General features: G+C 48.4%; 15 protein-coding genes. 7 read left to right on the top strand and 8 right to left on the bottom strand.

Annotation, left to right across the window (positions count from 1 at the left end):
* The first annotated feature begins 389 nt into the window (after positions 1-389).
* Positions 390-1,196 (top strand): formate dehydrogenase accessory sulfurtransferase FdhD, encoded by an 807-nt coding sequence (locus tag C6Y40_RS06170; RefSeq protein WP_105933845.1) that lies wholly within the window; start codon positions 390-392, stop codon positions 1,194-1,196.
* Here C6Y40_RS06170 and C6Y40_RS06165 read toward each other — a convergent pair.
* The 5 genes from C6Y40_RS06165 to C6Y40_RS06145 all read right to left on the bottom strand — a co-directional run bounded on the left by C6Y40_RS06165 (position 1,193) and on the right by C6Y40_RS06145 (position 7,497).
* Positions 1,193-3,511 (bottom strand): FdhF/YdeP family oxidoreductase, encoded by a 2,319-nt coding sequence (locus tag C6Y40_RS06165; protein WP_105933844.1) that lies wholly within the window; start codon positions 3,509-3,511, stop codon positions 1,193-1,195. The genes C6Y40_RS06170 and C6Y40_RS06165 overlap by 4 nt on opposite strands.
* Before the next feature lie 189 nt (positions 3,512-3,700).
* Positions 3,701-4,009: a hypothetical protein gene (locus tag C6Y40_RS06160; RefSeq protein ID WP_105933843.1), complete on the bottom strand. Its 309-nt coding sequence runs from the start codon at positions 4,007-4,009 to the stop codon at positions 3,701-3,703.
* Positions 4,010-4,071: 62 nt separating this feature from the next.
* Positions 4,072-4,320 (bottom strand): hypothetical protein, encoded by a 249-nt coding sequence (locus C6Y40_RS06155; RefSeq protein ID WP_105933842.1) that lies wholly within the window; start codon positions 4,318-4,320, stop codon positions 4,072-4,074.
* A gap of 125 nt (positions 4,321-4,445) precedes the next feature.
* Entirely contained in the window at positions 4,446-5,453 is a 1,008-nt protein-coding gene (locus C6Y40_RS06150; protein WP_105933841.1) for an LLM class flavin-dependent oxidoreductase, read from the bottom strand.
* A 124-nt stretch (positions 5,454-5,577) separates the two neighbouring features.
* Entirely contained in the window at positions 5,578-7,497 is a 1,920-nt protein-coding gene (locus C6Y40_RS06145; protein WP_146129512.1) for an ankyrin repeat domain-containing protein, read from the bottom strand.
* A 270-nt stretch (positions 7,498-7,767) separates the two neighbouring features.
* Between C6Y40_RS06145 and C6Y40_RS06140 the strand changes: the two genes are divergently transcribed.
* The gene (locus tag C6Y40_RS06140) at positions 7,768-8,325 is read left to right on the top strand and encodes a DJ-1/PfpI family protein (protein WP_105933839.1); all 558 of its coding nucleotides are present in this window, start codon (positions 7,768-7,770) and stop codon (positions 8,323-8,325) included.
* A 21-nt stretch (positions 8,326-8,346) separates the two neighbouring features.
* On the top strand, positions 8,347-8,751 hold the full coding sequence (locus tag C6Y40_RS06135; protein ID WP_105933838.1) for a ribbon-helix-helix domain-containing protein: 405 nt from the start codon (positions 8,347-8,349) through the stop codon (positions 8,749-8,751).
* Here C6Y40_RS06135 and C6Y40_RS06130 read toward each other — a convergent pair.
* Positions 8,748-9,212 (bottom strand): Lrp/AsnC family transcriptional regulator, encoded by a 465-nt coding sequence (locus C6Y40_RS06130; protein ID WP_105933837.1) that lies wholly within the window; start codon positions 9,210-9,212, stop codon positions 8,748-8,750. The genes C6Y40_RS06135 and C6Y40_RS06130 overlap by 4 nt on opposite strands.
* 155 nt (positions 9,213-9,367) lie before the next feature.
* Here C6Y40_RS06130 and C6Y40_RS06125 point away from each other — a divergent pair, with 155 nt between their 5' ends.
* On the top strand, positions 9,368-10,204 hold the full coding sequence (locus tag C6Y40_RS06125) for a PhzF family phenazine biosynthesis protein (RefSeq protein ID WP_105933836.1): 837 nt from the start codon (positions 9,368-9,370) through the stop codon (positions 10,202-10,204).
* 136 nt (positions 10,205-10,340) lie between these two features.
* A complete protein-coding gene (locus tag C6Y40_RS06120; RefSeq protein ID WP_105933835.1) occupies positions 10,341-11,084 on the top strand; it encodes an SDR family NAD(P)-dependent oxidoreductase in 744 nt (247 codons plus the stop codon).
* A gap of 57 nt (positions 11,085-11,141) precedes the next feature.
* Here C6Y40_RS06120 and C6Y40_RS06115 read toward each other — a convergent pair whose 3' ends face one another.
* Complete coding sequence (locus tag C6Y40_RS06115; protein WP_105933834.1) at positions 11,142-11,684, bottom strand: cytochrome b; 543 nt, start codon at positions 11,682-11,684, stop codon at positions 11,142-11,144.
* 310 nt (positions 11,685-11,994) lie between these two features.
* Here C6Y40_RS06115 and C6Y40_RS06110 point away from each other — a divergent pair, with 310 nt between their 5' ends.
* Together C6Y40_RS06110 and C6Y40_RS06105 are read left to right on the top strand one after the other, a co-directional pair.
* Positions 11,995-12,546, top strand: a complete 552-nt coding sequence (locus C6Y40_RS06110) for a type 1 glutamine amidotransferase domain-containing protein (protein ID WP_105933833.1) — start codon at positions 11,995-11,997, stop codon at positions 12,544-12,546.
* 25 nt (positions 12,547-12,571) lie between these two features.
* Entirely contained in the window at positions 12,572-13,273 is a 702-nt protein-coding gene (locus C6Y40_RS06105) for an SDR family oxidoreductase (protein ID WP_105933832.1), read from the top strand.
* Between the two features lie 786 nt (positions 13,274-14,059).
* Here the strand turns inward: C6Y40_RS06105 and C6Y40_RS06100 are convergent.
* Positions 14,060-16,261, bottom strand: a complete 2,202-nt coding sequence (locus C6Y40_RS06100) for a sulfatase (RefSeq protein ID WP_105933831.1) — start codon at positions 16,259-16,261, stop codon at positions 14,060-14,062.
* Positions 16,262-17,218 lie beyond the last annotated feature (957 nt).

Raw genomic sequence — 17,218 nt, 5'->3', positions numbered from 1 at the left:
CTGTCACGAGCGGCAAGTCACGCGTGCTCTCGCGTTATCGGGACACAAGGCAATGAAGAATCATTGCTCCGGGACAAATATACAAGAAGGGTCGGAAACCTGGGCGGTGTTTGCGGAGTTCTAAACGATAAAGCGGCGACACGATGAACGAAACAGACTCAGGTATTGACTATGGTCAATACAGACAGGAACCGCCGTGGTACGGAACCGTATGCCCGGTGGTGTGAGAGGACGGGAGTTGCGAAACTCCCTCCTACTCGATCCTGTCGAAAAAACGCCCTGTATTTACAACAGACCGTCGTCCCTCATAAATTAGATAAAATCCGGTGTCTAACCCTGCCTGGTTATACTATCATCCCAGTCAAAGCCAACCGATATGAATCCTGACCATGGCAGACCGAGCAAAGACCGCTGAAGTATATCGCTACCAGACCGTCAGTGCACAGAAACTGGAAGAAGAGAGTGCGCTGCCAGCCGAATGTGCCCTGGCTATCAGCTATAATGACATCAGTTACGCGGTAATGATGGTTAGCCCCGATGACGTGAAGGATTTTGTGGTTGGATTTAGCCTGACTCAGGGCATTATTGATTCGCCGGGCCAGTTGCGTAGCATCAGTGTGACCTTTGAAGGAGAGCAGGGGGTGGCTGATGTGCAGCTTAGTCCTCGTGCCCAGTGGCAACTGAAGTCTTATCAACGCCGCCTGGCTGGCAGCTCGGGCTGCGGTATCTGCGGTACAGATGCGCTGAAATCGGCGTTACCTGAACTTGCTAAATTACCGGGTGCACTCTTGCCTGAAGTGTACGCCTTCACCAACCTTCGTCATCGTATCCGTGAGTATCAGCAGGCTCTGTATTCAGGTGGTGCGCAGCATGCCGCATTCTATGTGACTAACGAGGGTCGCATCACATTGTGCCGTGAAGATATTGGCCGTCACAACGCTATGGATAAACTGATTGGTGCGCTGGCCTTATCCGACACAGCCTTAACTAATGGTTTTATGGTGCTGACCAGTCGTTGCGGGCTTGAGTTAGTGCAAAAGGCTATTCGGGTTGGTCTGCCAACCCTGGTTACCTTGTCTGCACCTACCACCATGGCTGTGGAGTGGGCTAAACGGTATCAGCTTAACTTAATCCACTTACCCCACCACAGCGCCCCCAGGGTATATCACAGTTCTGTAGATGGTAATGCAGGCTAGTTGTGAGATACCGGAATGCGGTTATCAGGCTGTGCTTCCATCAGTTTAATAGCAATGTATTTGGAAGTGGGCGTGAATGAATCATCGCCATAGCTTTCCAACGGCACCAGACCGTTGGCTTCCGGAAAATAAGCGGCAGCCTGCCCGTGGAGAATATCGTAAGGCACCAGAGTGAAACCTTCCACGCGCCGCTCTCTGCCATCATGCCAAAGGGAAATCATGTCGACCTTATCGCCTTCGCTAAAGCCCAGCCGCTTAATGTCCTCTGGATTAACGAACACTACATAGCGCTGACCAAATACGCCTCGATAGCGGTCATCAAGGCCATAAACCGTGGTGTTGTACTGATCGTGTGAGCGCAATGTTTGCAGTATAAGATCCGGTGTTTCCCCGGCGGGTAATTGTGCAGAGAGTAATTGGCCCGGTAATGGATTAGCGGCAAATCCAGCTTTCTGGTTGACCGTGCGCCATGTCCTCTCAGCCGCCGGGTTAGGTAAATGAAATCCGCCTGGTTGGGATAGCTTCTCGTTAAAGCCGGTAAAGCCGGGGATGGTATCGGCAATCAACTCGCGGATGCGGCTGTAATCGTTGATTAGTGCGTCCCAGTCTACCGGATGATTACCTAATGTGGCTTTTGCCATTCCGGCTACAATCGCAGGCTCTGAGCGTAATAGCGCTGAGCCCGGAGGTAGTTGCCCATAGGAAATGTGTACCATCGAAAAGGTATCTTCTACCGTCACGCCTTGAGGCTGACCGTCCTGAATATCTGCTTCAGTGCGGCCCAGACAAGGCAGAATAAGCGCGGCTTTACCGGTAACCAAATGCGAGCGGTTGAGTTTGGTGCTAACGTGAACCGTAAGGTCGCACCGCTTAAGCGCTTCATGAGTACGCGGTGTGTCCGGGGTGGCCTGAGCAAAGTTGCCGCCCATGCCAATAAAGACTTTAGCGCGCCCTTGTTCCATGGCCTGAATAGCTTGCACCACGTTGTGACCAGGCTCTCGGGGGACTGAAAAGTTATAGCGTTCCTCCAGTGCATCGAGCAGCCATTGCGGTGGCTTTTCATCGATACCCATGGTTCTGTCGCCCTGCACGTTGCTGTGGCCTCGCACCGGTGATAATCCGGCACCCGGCTTACCCACATTGCCGCGCAGGAGTTGTACGTTAATAATCTCCTGGATAATAGCAACCGAGTGCTTATGCTGGGTGATCCCCATGGCCCAGCACATAATCACCCGTTCAGCCCGACAATACATGCTGGCCGCCAGGTAGATATCGTCTTTGCTGAGCCCCGACTGTTCAACGATGTCTTGCCAGGAAGTGGCATCAACCAGTGCCAGATAGTCATCAAGGCCGTTGGTATGACGGGCAATAAAATCGTGATCAAATATCGCCGGGCGGTTATTGGCCCGGGCTTCTCTTTCCCATTCCAGCATGCATTTGGCAATACCGCGCATTACCGCCATATCACCGCCTAACGCCGGGCGGAAATAAGCGGTGTTAGTGGGGGCATCACCATTGGTTAACATTTCCAGCGGATGTTGCGGATGCTGAAAACGTTCCAGACCACGCTCTTTAAGCGGATTAAAGCAAACCACCTGAGCGCCTCGCTCAACGGCTTCCCGTAACGGTTCGAGCATGCGTGGATGATTGGTGCCCGGGTTCTGGCCAAGAACAAAAATCGCATCGGCTTTGGCGAAGTCGTCGAATACCACGGTGCCTTTGCCTACGCCCACCGACTGTTTCATGGCGTGGCCACTGGCTTCATGACACATGTTGGAGCAGTCAGGAAAATTATTGGTACCCAAAGCGCGTACAAATAACTGATAAAGATAAGCCGCCTCATTACTGGTTCGTCCGGAGGTGTAAAACTCGGCCTCGTTGGGACTGGCCAGCTGGTTGAGATGTTGTGCAATTAATGCAAATGCATCATCCCAGCTGGTTTCTACATATTTGTCTGTAGCCGGATCGTATTGCATGGGGTGGGATAAACGGCCCTGGTCTTCCAGCCAGTAGTCGCTATGCTCTAAAAGCTTAGACACGGTGTAACGCTCAAAAAAAGCCGGGCCTACCTGGCGGCCTGAGGATTCCCAGTTAACCGCTTTAGCGCCGTTTTCGCAAAATTTCACCAGGCCATTTTCCGGTGATTCACCCCAGGCGCAGCCCGGGCAATCAAAACCATGGTCCTGATTGGTTTTGAGCATAGCGCGCAGGTTTTTCAGCGGCTTTTCGCTGGCGATCCAGCTTTTGGTGACGCTTTTTAATGCACCCCAGCCACCGGCAGGGGCGGTATATTTCTGAACAGACTTATCAGCCATTGCACTTCCTGATCCTGCCGGGTTCCAGGCCCGGCAGTTTTATTGTGTTTTATAGGGCACAGTAAAGCAGAAATTAACAATGGTAAGCAAACTTATATCCGTCAGTCCTGTATCTTTTTACGACCAGTGTCTTGCCATACCTTAAAAGAGGCTACTTGCTAAAAAGCTTGCAGCGACTGCTAGCCAGCCTCAATTTAGCTTCATCCAGTGGATAATGATTTTGTTAACGCCGATGGCGTATTCAAGATGTAACTGGCCATTGTCTTCAAGGTTCATTATCGGTGGCGAACGCACTTCATCGGTGTGGGAGATTGTGCCCGAATAGAAATACTGTGACATATTACCCCAAAGGTCGGTAGCAACAAATTCCATTCGCCAGGACACGCCGCCAGCGGATTTAGCGCTAAAGGTGGCATTACCTTCCACCGCCATGGAAATATCGACGCCATTTTGCGTGTAGCCCACTAAATACCAGTCACCTTCGGGATAGTATACCATGGGCTGGACGGGGATGATGGGGCCCGGCTCGGGGCCAGGCCAGTCTATTGGGTCGGGGAAGTTTAAGGTTTGGTGTCCGGCGCATTAGGTAAAAACATAGGCAACAGGATAAGCCCTATGCCAATGACAACCAGAATAATGGAAGGGTTACTGACATTAATTTTGATGCCAAAGCCTTCCACATTACTGTTGCGTGAGCCATCGCCCTGTTTACCAGAAATAAACAGGTAGAGCCCTACCAAAACCAGTGCTGCACCTACTGCAACAATAAAAGTATCGAACGTATTCTTCGTTTTCAGTCCCGAGTCCATCGGTAATAAGCCAGATTGCGCAAGACAATGTGTGTCTGCGTAGCAAAGTACAGCTCGCTGGTTGATAAATAACCAACCTGGAAGCGCTAACAGTGAGGTTGAAAACCAGTTCGATAATTACCTTGTTATAACGCTGGCGACCTGATGTGCATAGCTGCCACTGCCTCAATAGCCTGTAATACCCAGGCTTGCTCGAAAATGGGAAATGACAGGATCACCTCATCCACGCCGAATGCTGCCACAAACTGGTTCAGCTGGGCCTCAGCACTTTCCTTATCGCCAACCAGAGCATAGCGCAGCGTACTGTTAATACCGCGAATTTCCATTTCGTTAAGCTCCAGGCGAATATCTTCTACCGGGGGCGGCATGGGTTTGTTGGCATTACGACGCAGATTAGCAAATTGTTGCTGAACCGAGGTAAAGAGCTGGCGGGCATGGTCATCATTCTCACCAATAACCGCCATTACACCCGCTGACACATAAGGCTTGGCCAGTTGTGCAGAGGGTTTAAAGTTTGCCCGATAAATGCTTATTGCATCACTGAGCATGTCGGGCGCGAAATGTGATGCAAAGGAAAAGGGCAGACCCATATGGGCTGCCAGCTGAGCTGAATATAAACTGGAACCGAGTAACCAAATTGGCACATTGGTGCCGGCGCCGGGCACAGCAATAGGCTTTTGGCCTTCTTCAGGTGTGCCCAGCAATCGCTGAAGTTCAACGACATCCTCGGGATAGCGCTCGGCATCGCCCTGAATGTCGCGGCGCAGAGCCCTGGCGGTTGCCATGTCAGTGCCTGGCGCACGGCCAAGCCCCAAATCTACACGATCGGGATAAAGCTCCGCTAACGTACCAAATTGCTCGGCAATCACCAACGGTGCATGATTGGGCAGCATAACGCCACCAGAGCCAATACGAATACGGTTGGTGATTGCGCCCACGCTAGATAACAACACCGCAGTGGCGGCGCTGGCCACAGCCCGCATACCATGATGTTCAGCCAGCCAATAGCGGGTAAACCCGGCTTGTTCAGCCGTTTGCGCGATGGCCTGACTGCGCAGCAGAGCGTCGCGTACGGAACTGCCTTGGGCGACATGGGCGAGGTCGAGAATCGACAGGGGCAAGGGATTAGTCATGAAAATACCTGTTAGTTTGCATACCAAGTAGTATTGGGATGATGTAGCGAATCAAAAGGGCGATTCGACTAGCGGCATAACATCGCGTTAGGTTTCAATTGAAGTCATGGATTAGAGGTTGGAGTTAAAGTCTGCAGGTTTCTGTTGGGTAAACCGCGCTGTCTTCATCACTGGCCAGTGCAGGGAAAGCATCGACGATGTTGTCATAGGTTTGACGAAACCTCAGCTTTAGCAACAGCATTTGGTTAAGGTGTGCCTGAGTGATGGTGGGCTGATAGCTCATTAGCTGTGAAACGATTTCATACGCGTTTTTTTCATGCCCGCGAGTGGCGGCAAAGTAAAGGGCCTGATAGAGCGGATCCGGTGCATCATCGGGCTGGTAATAAGGCACGTTTTGTTCTACCAGGAATGTCAGGGCTTCAAGGTTCATCGCCTGAATCGCGGTAAAAAGCAAGCTGCGACCGTAGCGATCTAAGGTATGCAGATCAAATCCTGATTCATTTAATTTATGCAGGGTAGAGGCAGAAAGGCCCCGGGTAATACCGTCATCAAAAAACAGGTAGTTTAGTTCGTCTGGCATGAGGCCAAGACTAATCAGGGAGGGATATGTAGTAGGGAATTCCGCCAGCGCATTATGAGAGAAAAGTTGCAATATTTCAGGAGCGGCGTTTAGAGTGGAGGCGGTAAGTGTGTAATCGCCGCTTCTCCATAAAATATTGGCACGCAGGTATGCAGGAGTATTTTTATTCTCACTTTTTTTCACTTCGTAATTATCGGCAGAACGTCTGCAACTGACTAATTCAGGAGCACGATTAAATAACGTTTTATCGGTTTCCTCAGATTCACTTACGTCTATAAGTTCAGGTTTCCAATAACGTTTTACTTTGGCTCGATAGTCTTCACATTGTGCTTGTATTTTATTGGCTGTGGCATAGCCGTTATCGCTAACATAGGCCTGCTGCTGAGCTGATAACTCATCCATCAATTGCGTTGTTTTTGCAGTTTTGGTTGGTGGAATTGTCTTTGGTGTGGCGAACAGGTTATAACCGAAGCGTTCCAGTATGGAAGAAACACCTTCAGGTTTAAAAAAGTAGGACGAGTACCCGGAGTTGTTAACAAAATAGCCATCTTCAGTAGACGCAACCGTGGCCTGCTGCCCAAGCCCTATCAGATAATCTATAAAAGCCAACTGCCGAATGACATCTTCAGACTTGCCTCCTGAACCCATCATTCCCACCAATTGATGGAGGCGGTCCAGTGCATAATCCAAAGGACCACCGATAAAGGGATCTGATTGTAACGAAACCCCTTTTCTCATCAGCCAGCGGGCCAGATCATTGCGGCCAACCCAGATGGCTGCATCCAGAATATTTAGCATCCCCAGAGCTTGCTCATCGCCCAGTGAGGCGTTGATATCGTCCAGGGCTAACGCAAATTGCTTTATGGTGTCATCACCAATGGATTGGTTTAGTATTAGTGTTGCAACATCATCGGGGAGTAATGCATCAGGGAGTGTTCCTATCGGCACTTCGCCTGCACGCGCTTTTTTGAGCACCCAGCGCGTACGCGCGTCGCTCGCGAATGGGCTCCTGCTAATCCAACCTTTATTGTCTGACTTTATTTGCCCGCCGTAGATTTTGTTGGCCTGATTAATCGGGCTGAATTGTTTGCGATAAGTGTCCCGCCATCTAACGGCACTTAACCGGGAATCCATAAGTATTATAGCTAATGTAATATCGTCGGCGGAATAGCCTTTATCCAGGTAAGGGTTTAAGTCGGTTTGTTCGAAAAATTTACTTTTTGTGTGATTTAAGTCGTAGCGAAATTGCGCACATCGGTTGGTTGTGGGGATAAATGTTTCTTCAGGCGTGTTTTCAGTCTTGCTAGCAGGTAGCGCACTTTCCTGTGGGGACGTATCAATGGCAACCTGGCCGGTAGCATTGTCGGTAGGAATATCGGGATTGTCAACTGGCTCCATGGTGGCATAAAACCAAAGCCCAGTGGCGATCAGGGCTATACCCGTTCCAACAACCATTCTTCGCACGGACAATCCTTATCACATGATTTTTTTGTTCTTATTAATCGTAACATTACCATGATATTAAGCCGCAATTAAAGTGCCTGAGCCGGATTGTCAATGAATAGAGGATCGCTTTTGGATTTGGATACACTATAGCGCTGGCAAAGCTAATTGCCTGAGGCAAAAACTTTACTTTTCCATACGTATATTAATCATGTAGTAGTATGTTGTTACCTGCCTGTGAAGTAACTGTGTTTGTATAACAACTTCTTAACTTATTATCGAGGTAACACTATGAGCAAGATCCTGATGATCACGGGTGATTTTGTAGAAGACTACGAAAATATGGTGCCATTTCAAACCTTGCTGGCTTGTGGCCATGAGGTTGATGCGGTGTGTCCGGATAAATCGGCAGGGGATACCATTAAAACGGCAATCCACGATTTTGAAGGCGATCAGACCTACACCGAAAAGCCGGGCCATAATTTTACGCTAAACGCGACCTTTGCAGACGTTAAGGCCGAAGATTATGATGGTTTGTATATTCCCGGCGGCCGGGCGCCAGAGTATCTGCGGTTAAATGCGGATGTCATTGCGTTGGTGAAAGCGTTTTTTACCGCTGACAAACCGGTTAGCTCGATTTGTCATGGCCCTCAGTTACTGGCAGCGGCCGGTATGCTGGAAGGTAAGCAAGTGTCTGCATACCCGGCATGCGAGCCGGAAATAAAATTGGCAGGGGCCACCTATGTTGCTGTGAATATGGATGAGGCCATTACTGATGGTAAGTTGGTGACAGGCCCGGCCTGGCCGGCTCATCCGGCATTGTTAAGCCAGTTTATGGCGTTGCTTTAAGCAAAGAATAGGGAGAAGTCTGTGTGTGGATTATTCATTAATGCCGATCCGTCTTTATGGACGAGTACTACCCGCTCAATGCGAATTGATGGCGTGGTGACCTCCATCCGCATGGAGACTTTTTTCTGGAATGTGCTGCAGGAAATCGCCAGCCGGGACGAACTGAGCGTGAGCCAGTTGATTTCAAAACTGTATCTGGAGTCACTCGATGCCGACCATGACGTTGGCAACTTCACCTCGTTTCTGCGGGTTTGCTGCGGCCGTTATCTGTCTATGATTACCGATGGTTATTTTGAACGGGATATAATTGAGCCTCTCAGTGATATTGACGCTGATCGTGTGATTAAACAGGAAGCCGATACAATGGCGACACGACTGAACCAACTGCCTGAGCAGCAATCATCCCGACAGGGCAGTAAACATTAGCGGGCCACTTTACTGATATTGATCTGCGGTAGCCGGGGCTCGAACAACGATGATTTAACGATGGAGGTGTTGGTATCGGCACATTCATGCAGCGGAAACATAATATCATCGAGTTCTGCGATATCCCGCAACGCCAGGCGTGCGATTAAGCAGTCCTCACCGGTTACCCGATCGCAGGCCATAAAGCGGGGCTCGTCGCTAATTAGTTTTTCCACTTTTCTTATCTGCCCTGACTTCGGCTTTATTCTTACCAGCGCCTGGATGCTATAGCCCAGCGCTCGCATATCCAGCCGTACGCCAAACCCGTCAATAACGCCTTTATGCTGAAGCGTTTTGATTCTTTCACCTACTGCCGGGCCGGATAACCCGACTTGCTTACCTATCTCTGCCAGGCTCAGGCGGGCATTGTTATCCAGCACAGTTAAAATGGCTTTATCGAGGTGGTCAATCTGTTTTGTCATAGCTAATCTTTAAATTGAAGGTTATTTGTTTAATTTACCTTTATATGAAATGAGAAATCAATATAAGGCTTATCGAATGGTAGTGAAAGGAGTGTACGGACAGTGATATTCTATAAAAGCTATCAGCCCGTTAATTTACCGCGTAAGGAACAGTTATGAACGTACAACGTATAGCCGCATTCAGCGATGGCAACAATGGTGGCAATCCCGCCGGTGTGGTGTTACTCAAAGACCCAATGACAGAAAGTGAGATGCGTAGCATTGCTGCTGAGGTGGGGTATTCAGAAACCGCCTTTGCTTATCCTCTTGCAGAAGATGAATCAGCCTGGCGGGTACGTTATTTTTCGCCTGAATCTGAGGTGCCATTTTGCGGCCATGCCACCATAGCGCTTGGCGCGGTGTTAGGTGAACACGCAGGTGCCGGCGAGTATAAACTCACTATCAACAGCGCAGAAATAGCCGTTAATACACAACAAACCGAGCAAGGCGTTGCGGCTACGCTAACTTCACCACCTACTCATAGTCGACCGGTCACCAGCGATGAACTCACCCAGGCGCTTAAACTTTTCGGCCTTTCAGAAGAAGACCTCGATGAACGATTATCTCCGGCTTATATCCATGGCGGTTCAAACCACATTGTATTGCCGCTGCAAAGCAGGCAAAAACTGGCCAGCATGGCGTATTTCCTGACGGCAGGTAAAGCTGTTATGGAAGCGCTGGGACTGGTAACCATCATGCTGGTGTATATTGAAAGTCCCCAGGTATTTGAGGTCAGAAACGCTTTTGCCTCGGGTGGGGTTATTGAAGATCCGGCTACCGGCGCTGCAGCGGCTGCTTTTGCCGGTTATCTGCGTGATGCTAACTGGCCCCACAATGGTCAGTTTACTATCCGTCAGGGCGAAGATATGGGAGCACCTTCATTGATAAGAGTTAGTCTGTCTGAGGAAAAAGGCAGCCCTGTATCTGTGTCTGGAACCACTCGTACAATTTAACGGGCAGTAAAAAGGTAAATTAGCAGAATATAAAGCCAGATAACTATTGACCTTAAGTATGCTTGAGGTTTTACGATGGCAATATCTGGTGGTCAGGGCGCCATGTCCTGACATTATTTATTCTGAGGAATTTTATATGACAACACGTAATGCATTGGTGACTGGTGGAGCAAGAGGTATTGGTGCCGCAACGGTTAAAGCGCTGGCCGAAGAGGGATACCGCGTTTTTATCAATTATGTAAATAGCGCAGCCACTGCCGAAGAATTAGCGCAAAGTATTATTGCGCAAGGTGGTGAAGCGGTAGCTTTACAGGCCGATGTGCGGGATGATTCCCAGCTGGCGGCCATGTTCAATAAAATCAACGATGAATTCGGTGGGGTGGATGTACTGGTGTCCAACGCCAACATGAACTTTACACCCAAGCCGTTTCTTGATCAGAGTTGGGATGAATTTGCCCAGAAACTCAATGATGAAATGCATGCTTCGTATGTTACTGCGCAATTAGCTGCTAAGAGTATGAAAGAGAAGCAGTTTGGGCGGCTTGTGTTTATCTCCAGTACGCTTTCGGAAGCGCCTGCACCAAGCTTTATTGCTCATGGTTCAGCGAAGGGCGCGCTGGATAGCTTTAATAAATACCTTGCTCAGGAGCTTGGTCCTTTCGGGATCACTGCCAATATTGTTGCGCCGGGCATGGTTGAGACTGATGCCACTAAACAGGCTCCGGAAGAGTTTAAAGAATTTATTCGCAGCATCACGCCAAACCAACGTATAGCGCAGCCGGAAGACGTTGCTAACACCATACGTTTCCTAGCTAGCGAGGGAGCATCTCACGTTACAGGGACTTATATTCCGGTTTGTGGCGGGGCATATCTGCCCTGATAGCAGTTTTTATGGCAGCAATATGAACAGAGCCTGACGTTAGTCAGTCTCTGGCTGCTAGCTAAGCCGCTGGCGGAAGCGCGGTAACATCCTTTTCAGCGTGGCATCTTTTAATATGAAGTGATGATAAAGGGCAGCAGTGCCATGCAGCCCAACGAGCCCATAGCCGGTTTTTGCCATCAAAATATGAACCTGAGATAGCTCTTCCGCCATGACGCTGTCTGGTGAGGCTATTTGTGGCAGTTGCCAGCCAAAAGCTGAAACTGACACATCCCACAGACCAATATCCACCCAACCCACGATCGGTAAGGTGATCATAAGGCCGTATAACAGTATGAAAACCGCCCTCGCTATATACTTTTGCATGGGCCCCTGGTCGGGGTTTTCAACCGGCTTACTGCGCCACCAGAACCACAGCCTGACGAATGCCAGTATGACGATAACCAGACCTAACAGGTAATGCGTGGATAACATCAGTGTCCGACCACTGCTACCTTTTGGGTATAGGCTGATAAATTCCATTGATAAGCAGACAATGGCCAGCATTATGGCCATCAGCCAGTGTAACCAGATTGCGATCGGATGATAGTGGTGTGCCATTTTTTCGCTATTCCAGAGCCAATATTGTGAAAAGTCATGCGTTTATTATGCGGTTTTGCGCACAGCATAAGGTGCTATTTTGCTACCGGATATCCGCATAAACTGAATTCGATTAGTGCCCGATTACTCCAATAGTCTGTCCCTGTAAGTCCTTCACACTGACTGCAAAACTTTCCTCCAGGGACTGCTACAAGAACGAATAATTTTTCTATTTTTAATTTAAATCAATTGCTTATGTGTTTGGAACGGATGTTGCTGCCGTATCGGTCACGCAAAACTTTAAAACCAGCTTGTCACAGGAGTGTTTAATATGAGCAATCAATTTAATTTGAAAGGTAAAAAGATAGCGATTCTGGCAACCAGTGGCTTTGAGCAGAGTGAACTGATTAAACCCAAAGAAATGCTCGCTGAGCAAGGGGCTGAGGTAGAGGTACTTTCTATTGACGATCAGGCAACAATAACCGGTTGGGACCAGGATAAATGGGGCGATGAAGTGGCTGTTGATGGACAGGTTGCCGCTGCTGCGCCAGGTGATTATGACGCGATAGTGTTGCCAGGCGGCCAGATTAACCCGGATATCCTACGTAACAACAAGCAGGCCGTTTCTTTCATTAAACGCGCACACGCAGAAACCCGTGTCCGGGCTATTGGCGCAATTTGTCATGGGCCCTGGTTACTTATTGAATCAGAATTAGCCCGGGACAGCAAAGTCACGTCGTTTCCAAGTATTAAAACCGATTTACTCAACGCCGGTGCAGCCTGGGAAGACAACGAGGTTGTTCACGACGGTAAACTCGTTACCAGTAGAAATCCAGACGACATTCCCGCGTTTGTTGGCAAAATCAGTGAGCTGGTAGCGTAATTCGAATTAGCAGGCAGGAGTCATAATGTCAGTAACACAACAAACCAAAACAAAAGTTATCGCCATTACCGGCGCATCAAGCGGAATCGGTGAGGCCACTGCACGGGCGCTGGTGGCTAAAGGCTATCAGGTTGCCTTGCTGGCCAGACGTCTGGATAAGCTTAAGGAACTGGTTAGTGAACTGGGCGAAGACAAGGCCTATGCATTAAAGGCGGATGTTAGCGACTTCGACACGTTAAATAATACATTTGCAGACATCCATAGCAAATTTGGCAGCATTGACGGTGTCTTTGCCAATGCCGGCACCGGCGTGAACTCCCCGGGTGTGGCAGAGGGCGACGTTAGAGAGTGGTCCACTATGTTGGGTGCCAACGTTAACGGCTTGCTGTATACGGCGAAAGCCAGTTTGCCTTATCTTAAAGACAGTGAAGGGCACTTTCTGTTAACCAGTTCTGCCGCAGGTCGTATGACACTTAAAGGTTCGGTATATGGCGCTACCAAATGGTTTGCCTACGGGTTTGGTATGAACCTGGCTGAAGAAATGCGTGAGTGGGGCGGTAAGTGCACCACCATCTGTCCGGGCATGGTTAACACACCATTTTTTGATGAACCGAAAGACGACAAAATTGCGCCAGAAGACATTGCTGAAGCTGTGCTTTATGCGTTGTCGAGCAGCAAAACAGCCTGTGTCAGAGAAGTATTTGTTATGCCTGCGGATAAACCGTAACGCAAGACCGGGCTAAGGGTGACAAACACTACCCTTAGCGTGTAAGACATTTCCTACAAAAGTGTACGAATAAGTGGTTTGTTTTGCCCGGCCTTACCTTACACTTTTGGCTAAGGTTATGAATAGTATAGATTATTAAATCTGTCACAGGCGAGTTGAATGAGAATCTGGTGGTTTAGCGTAATCCACCGGTGGCAGGTTTTTCTCAGAAGCGTATTCTAAACATGTCGCAAGGAGATGCGACAAGTCATGAAGACACTTATCAGGAAGATAGCGCGCAGGAAGCTGCAACAGGAACACGCGTCAGGATGACGATGTCAGGAAGATAAACGGAATCCGGTTTAACGGAATAAACCAATGGGATTTAAGGAAGAGGCTGGGATGCCAACAGGAATGGAATAAGCCAGGATGGCTAAGGACAACTCCAGGAGTGGAGACTACTTTACAGGATGTAAAGTTTAGAAGGAAAAATGGAAAGGGAAACACCACGGACAAGGTGGGCTGCTGCAAAGCAGACAAGAAGGATTTGCGTGCGGAGTTTCAGATAATATCCGAAACTGCACTAGCGCAGAGAAGGAGTTCTAAATTCTAGAAGAAAACGGTGGCCCAGGTCACCGTTTTTTTTGCAAATCAGTTATTCTACGAACATCACAATTTCATCATTTCACGCTTACGAGCGGCATTGTCGATAAGTTCAGGCTCTTTAGTCAACAGCAAATGTTAGAAAAGTGTAGAGCTCTCGTAGAAAATATCAGACCTCCGATAGAAGGCCTGATAGTTTAAGCGTCAGCTAAGACCTGCCTTTTGGCTGTTACTCATTCGGCGGACCCAAACAATCATCAGCAATACGATTAACTGCCAGAACATTACAATACCGCCTCCGGACGAGTTATTAGTGGTGTTATCAACCACCGGCTCAGGTGCATTTACGCCAAAAGTCAAATCGGTTGTTTCTTGCGACGTACCATCGGAGACAGTAAACGTTAATGTTACTGAATCGCCGGTAAAATCTGCCGGGATCATCACGTCATAAGCACCTTGAAGTGGCGGTGGTGTTAATACAGACGCAGGTAAAGTGTCCGAGCTCACGGCTAATGTTAATGGCTCCCTGTTTTTATCTGATGTTGTAATGTTTAACTGAATTAACTTCCCTTTTTCAACTGACGTGGCGTCAGACGTCACACTAACCGATGGTACTGATTCGACAGGTTCGATAAAAACCGCCAAATGCTTCACTGAAGTATTTACTGAGTCATTAGCAACAAAGCCTAATGTGACAATTGTCTCGGTATAGACTGTTGGACCGGTAATGAGAAGGGTACCTGGCTCTGTTTGTCTAAGTTCAACTTCCGGTCCGGTTACCTGCCTGTAATTAACTGACGCATTGTTGCCATCATCCTCTACATAAAAGCGGATTGAGGTTTGCTGACCTTCTGAAATTCGCTGCTCAGAGGCATAAGCTGTAATTTGAGGTGGGGCGTTGTTAGCATCAACAACAGGGAGACGCCAATGTTCTGCGGGATTGCCGATAGAGGAATAATCAAAAGTGCCTGGCCGATAACTGGGGTTTGCTATTGGAACGACTGCATTGGCTTCATCTAAATGTTGTTGTATCAACAGATCTAACTCATCAACTTTAGAGGGATATTCAGCCGCCAGGTTTGTGGTTTCACCAACATCATTTTCAAGATCATATAAATAATATAAGTGCCTTTCGGACTGGCCATATTCGAAACTTCGAATTAGTTTCCAGCCGTCATATTGTAAAGTCACCGACGGTGGCAGCCAGTCAGGCACCACTGCATTAACCGGGAAAAAGTTAATTAATGGGCGCGGGTCAGGCGAATTGCCTGTAAAGGTATTACTTATATCCTGACCGTCTATCGTTGACTGCGAAGGGAGCGGGATACCCAGCCCTTCGAGCAGTGTAGGCATGAAGTCTACAGATTGAATAGGCGTTGACGATATTGAATTAGGTGTCGTTTTGCCGGGCCAGCTGATAATGGTGGGGACACGAATGCCGCCATCAAAGTTAGTTGCTTTGCCACCGCGCAATGGAAAATTATTGGTGGCGCGAATATTGCCGAGCACACTATACATATTGCCGCCATTGTCAGAGCTGAAAATAATGATGGTGTCCTCAGTTAAATTTAATTCTTCCAGCTTATCCAGCAATGTTCCGATCGCGTTATCAAAATGCTTGACCATAGCAGCGTAAACGACACTGCGTTGAATATTATAGGGTGAGCGTTTCTCTACAAAATGCGCGACCAGATCGGGATCGGCGTTGAAAGGTGAATGAACGGAGAAGGCCCAGAAATTCAGGTAAAAAGGACCATCCTGGCTTACTTCAGCGATCCAGTTACCAGCTTCTGTGGCTAAACGCTCGTCGATATGCTCGCCGCGGGTCTGAGGCTGTAGATTTGGCGCAAAGTCCCATGGCGCTAAAAAACCTCCTGTCGGGCCTGCGCCATCAAAATGAGGAATATCAATATCAAAGCCATGCTCAAGCGGGCTGTATGGACTTGCTCCCAAATGCCATTTACCGAAGTGTGCAGTTTGATATCCATGTTGTTTTAATACAGATGAGAGGGTAGGAATAGACGTATCAAGACGGGTAACCGTGTGCGGCGCAATTGACATTCGATTACTGGCAGCCGAATGTGGCAGATCGGCAACCAACCTTACATTATCTAAATGATGCAATGGCTGGATTGAGCCATGCCTGGCGGGTGTCTGTCCGGTTAAAATTGATGCCCGGTTTGGTGAGCAAAGTGGGTTGTTTGTATAGGAGTGAGTATAAAGCATCCCCTGTTCGGCTAGTCTTTCCAGGTTAGGGGTTTCTAAAAACTGGTCGTTGCCAAACAATGTTGTGTCATTCCAACCCAGATCATCGGCAAGGATCACAATCACATTTTTAGGCTCTGCGTGAGCTAGATGAGTAACGATAAAGGCGAGAAAGATAACGCCGAACTTCCATTTTGACATTTACATTTCTAATTTTAAAACTATATTGATATCAGCAGTATATAGTTGTGCTTTAATTAGTAAAGTTCGCGGTGTTATTCACTTTCACTCCATAAATTTACAATACGTCACCACCACTTAATGAGAATCTCATTCCGGAATCAAATTCCCAAACTATTTGGCCACATGGCTTATGGTCGGTATCTTTGTAAGATATTTCCTACACAAGTGTACGAATAGACGGTTTGTTTCGCCTCCTCAGGCCTTACACTATTGGCTAAGTAATTAAAAAATAAAGAGTATTAATTTTGTTTCCCGCTAAGCCCTGACAAACAAGCCGACTATATGTGATCCGTCGGTGGCAGGTTTTTCTCAGAGGGGTAATCTATACATGTCGCAAGGAGATGTGACTTGTCAGGAAGACAACAGCCAGGAAAGGCAACAGGATTTGCGTCAGGATGACGATGTCAGGAAGACAAACGGAATCCGGTTTAAAGGAATAAACCATCAGGATTTAAGGAAGAGGCTGGGATGCCAATAGGAATGGAATAAGCCAGGAAGGTTAAGGACAACTCCAGGAGCGGAGAATACCTTACAGGATGTAAAGGTTTTAACGGAAAATGGAAAGGGATACGCCTAAGGACAGGTGGCCTGCTGTGAAGCAGAGTAAGAAGGAATTGCGTGCGGGATTAAAAGCTATGCTTAGAATTGCACTAACGCTGAGAGGGAGTCTCAAAATTCCAGAGAAAACGGTGGCTAAGGCCACCGTTTTTTTATGGTGGTGCGCCGGGCATGGCGCGTAGTGCTTTAGCACTGTTCGACTCACTGTGGTGGTGAGTTGATGACTTGGAGGTGGAAGTCCTCTGCACACCCGGCAAGGGGAAGTGCTAGCCGAACGGCAAGGGTGTTCATCGTGAGGTGAAATCTGAAGGAAGCCGAAGGCAAAATGCTGGCCTGACGAACAGGAAGCGGTTTAGG

It is taken from the genome of Marisediminitalea alba, from assembly GCF_002993365.1.
Taxonomy (GTDB): Bacteria; Pseudomonadota; Gammaproteobacteria; order Enterobacterales; family Alteromonadaceae; genus Alteromonas; species Alteromonas alba.
The sequence above is the reverse complement of the archived record's forward strand: the minus strand, read 5'-3'. Positions and strand labels throughout refer to the sequence as shown.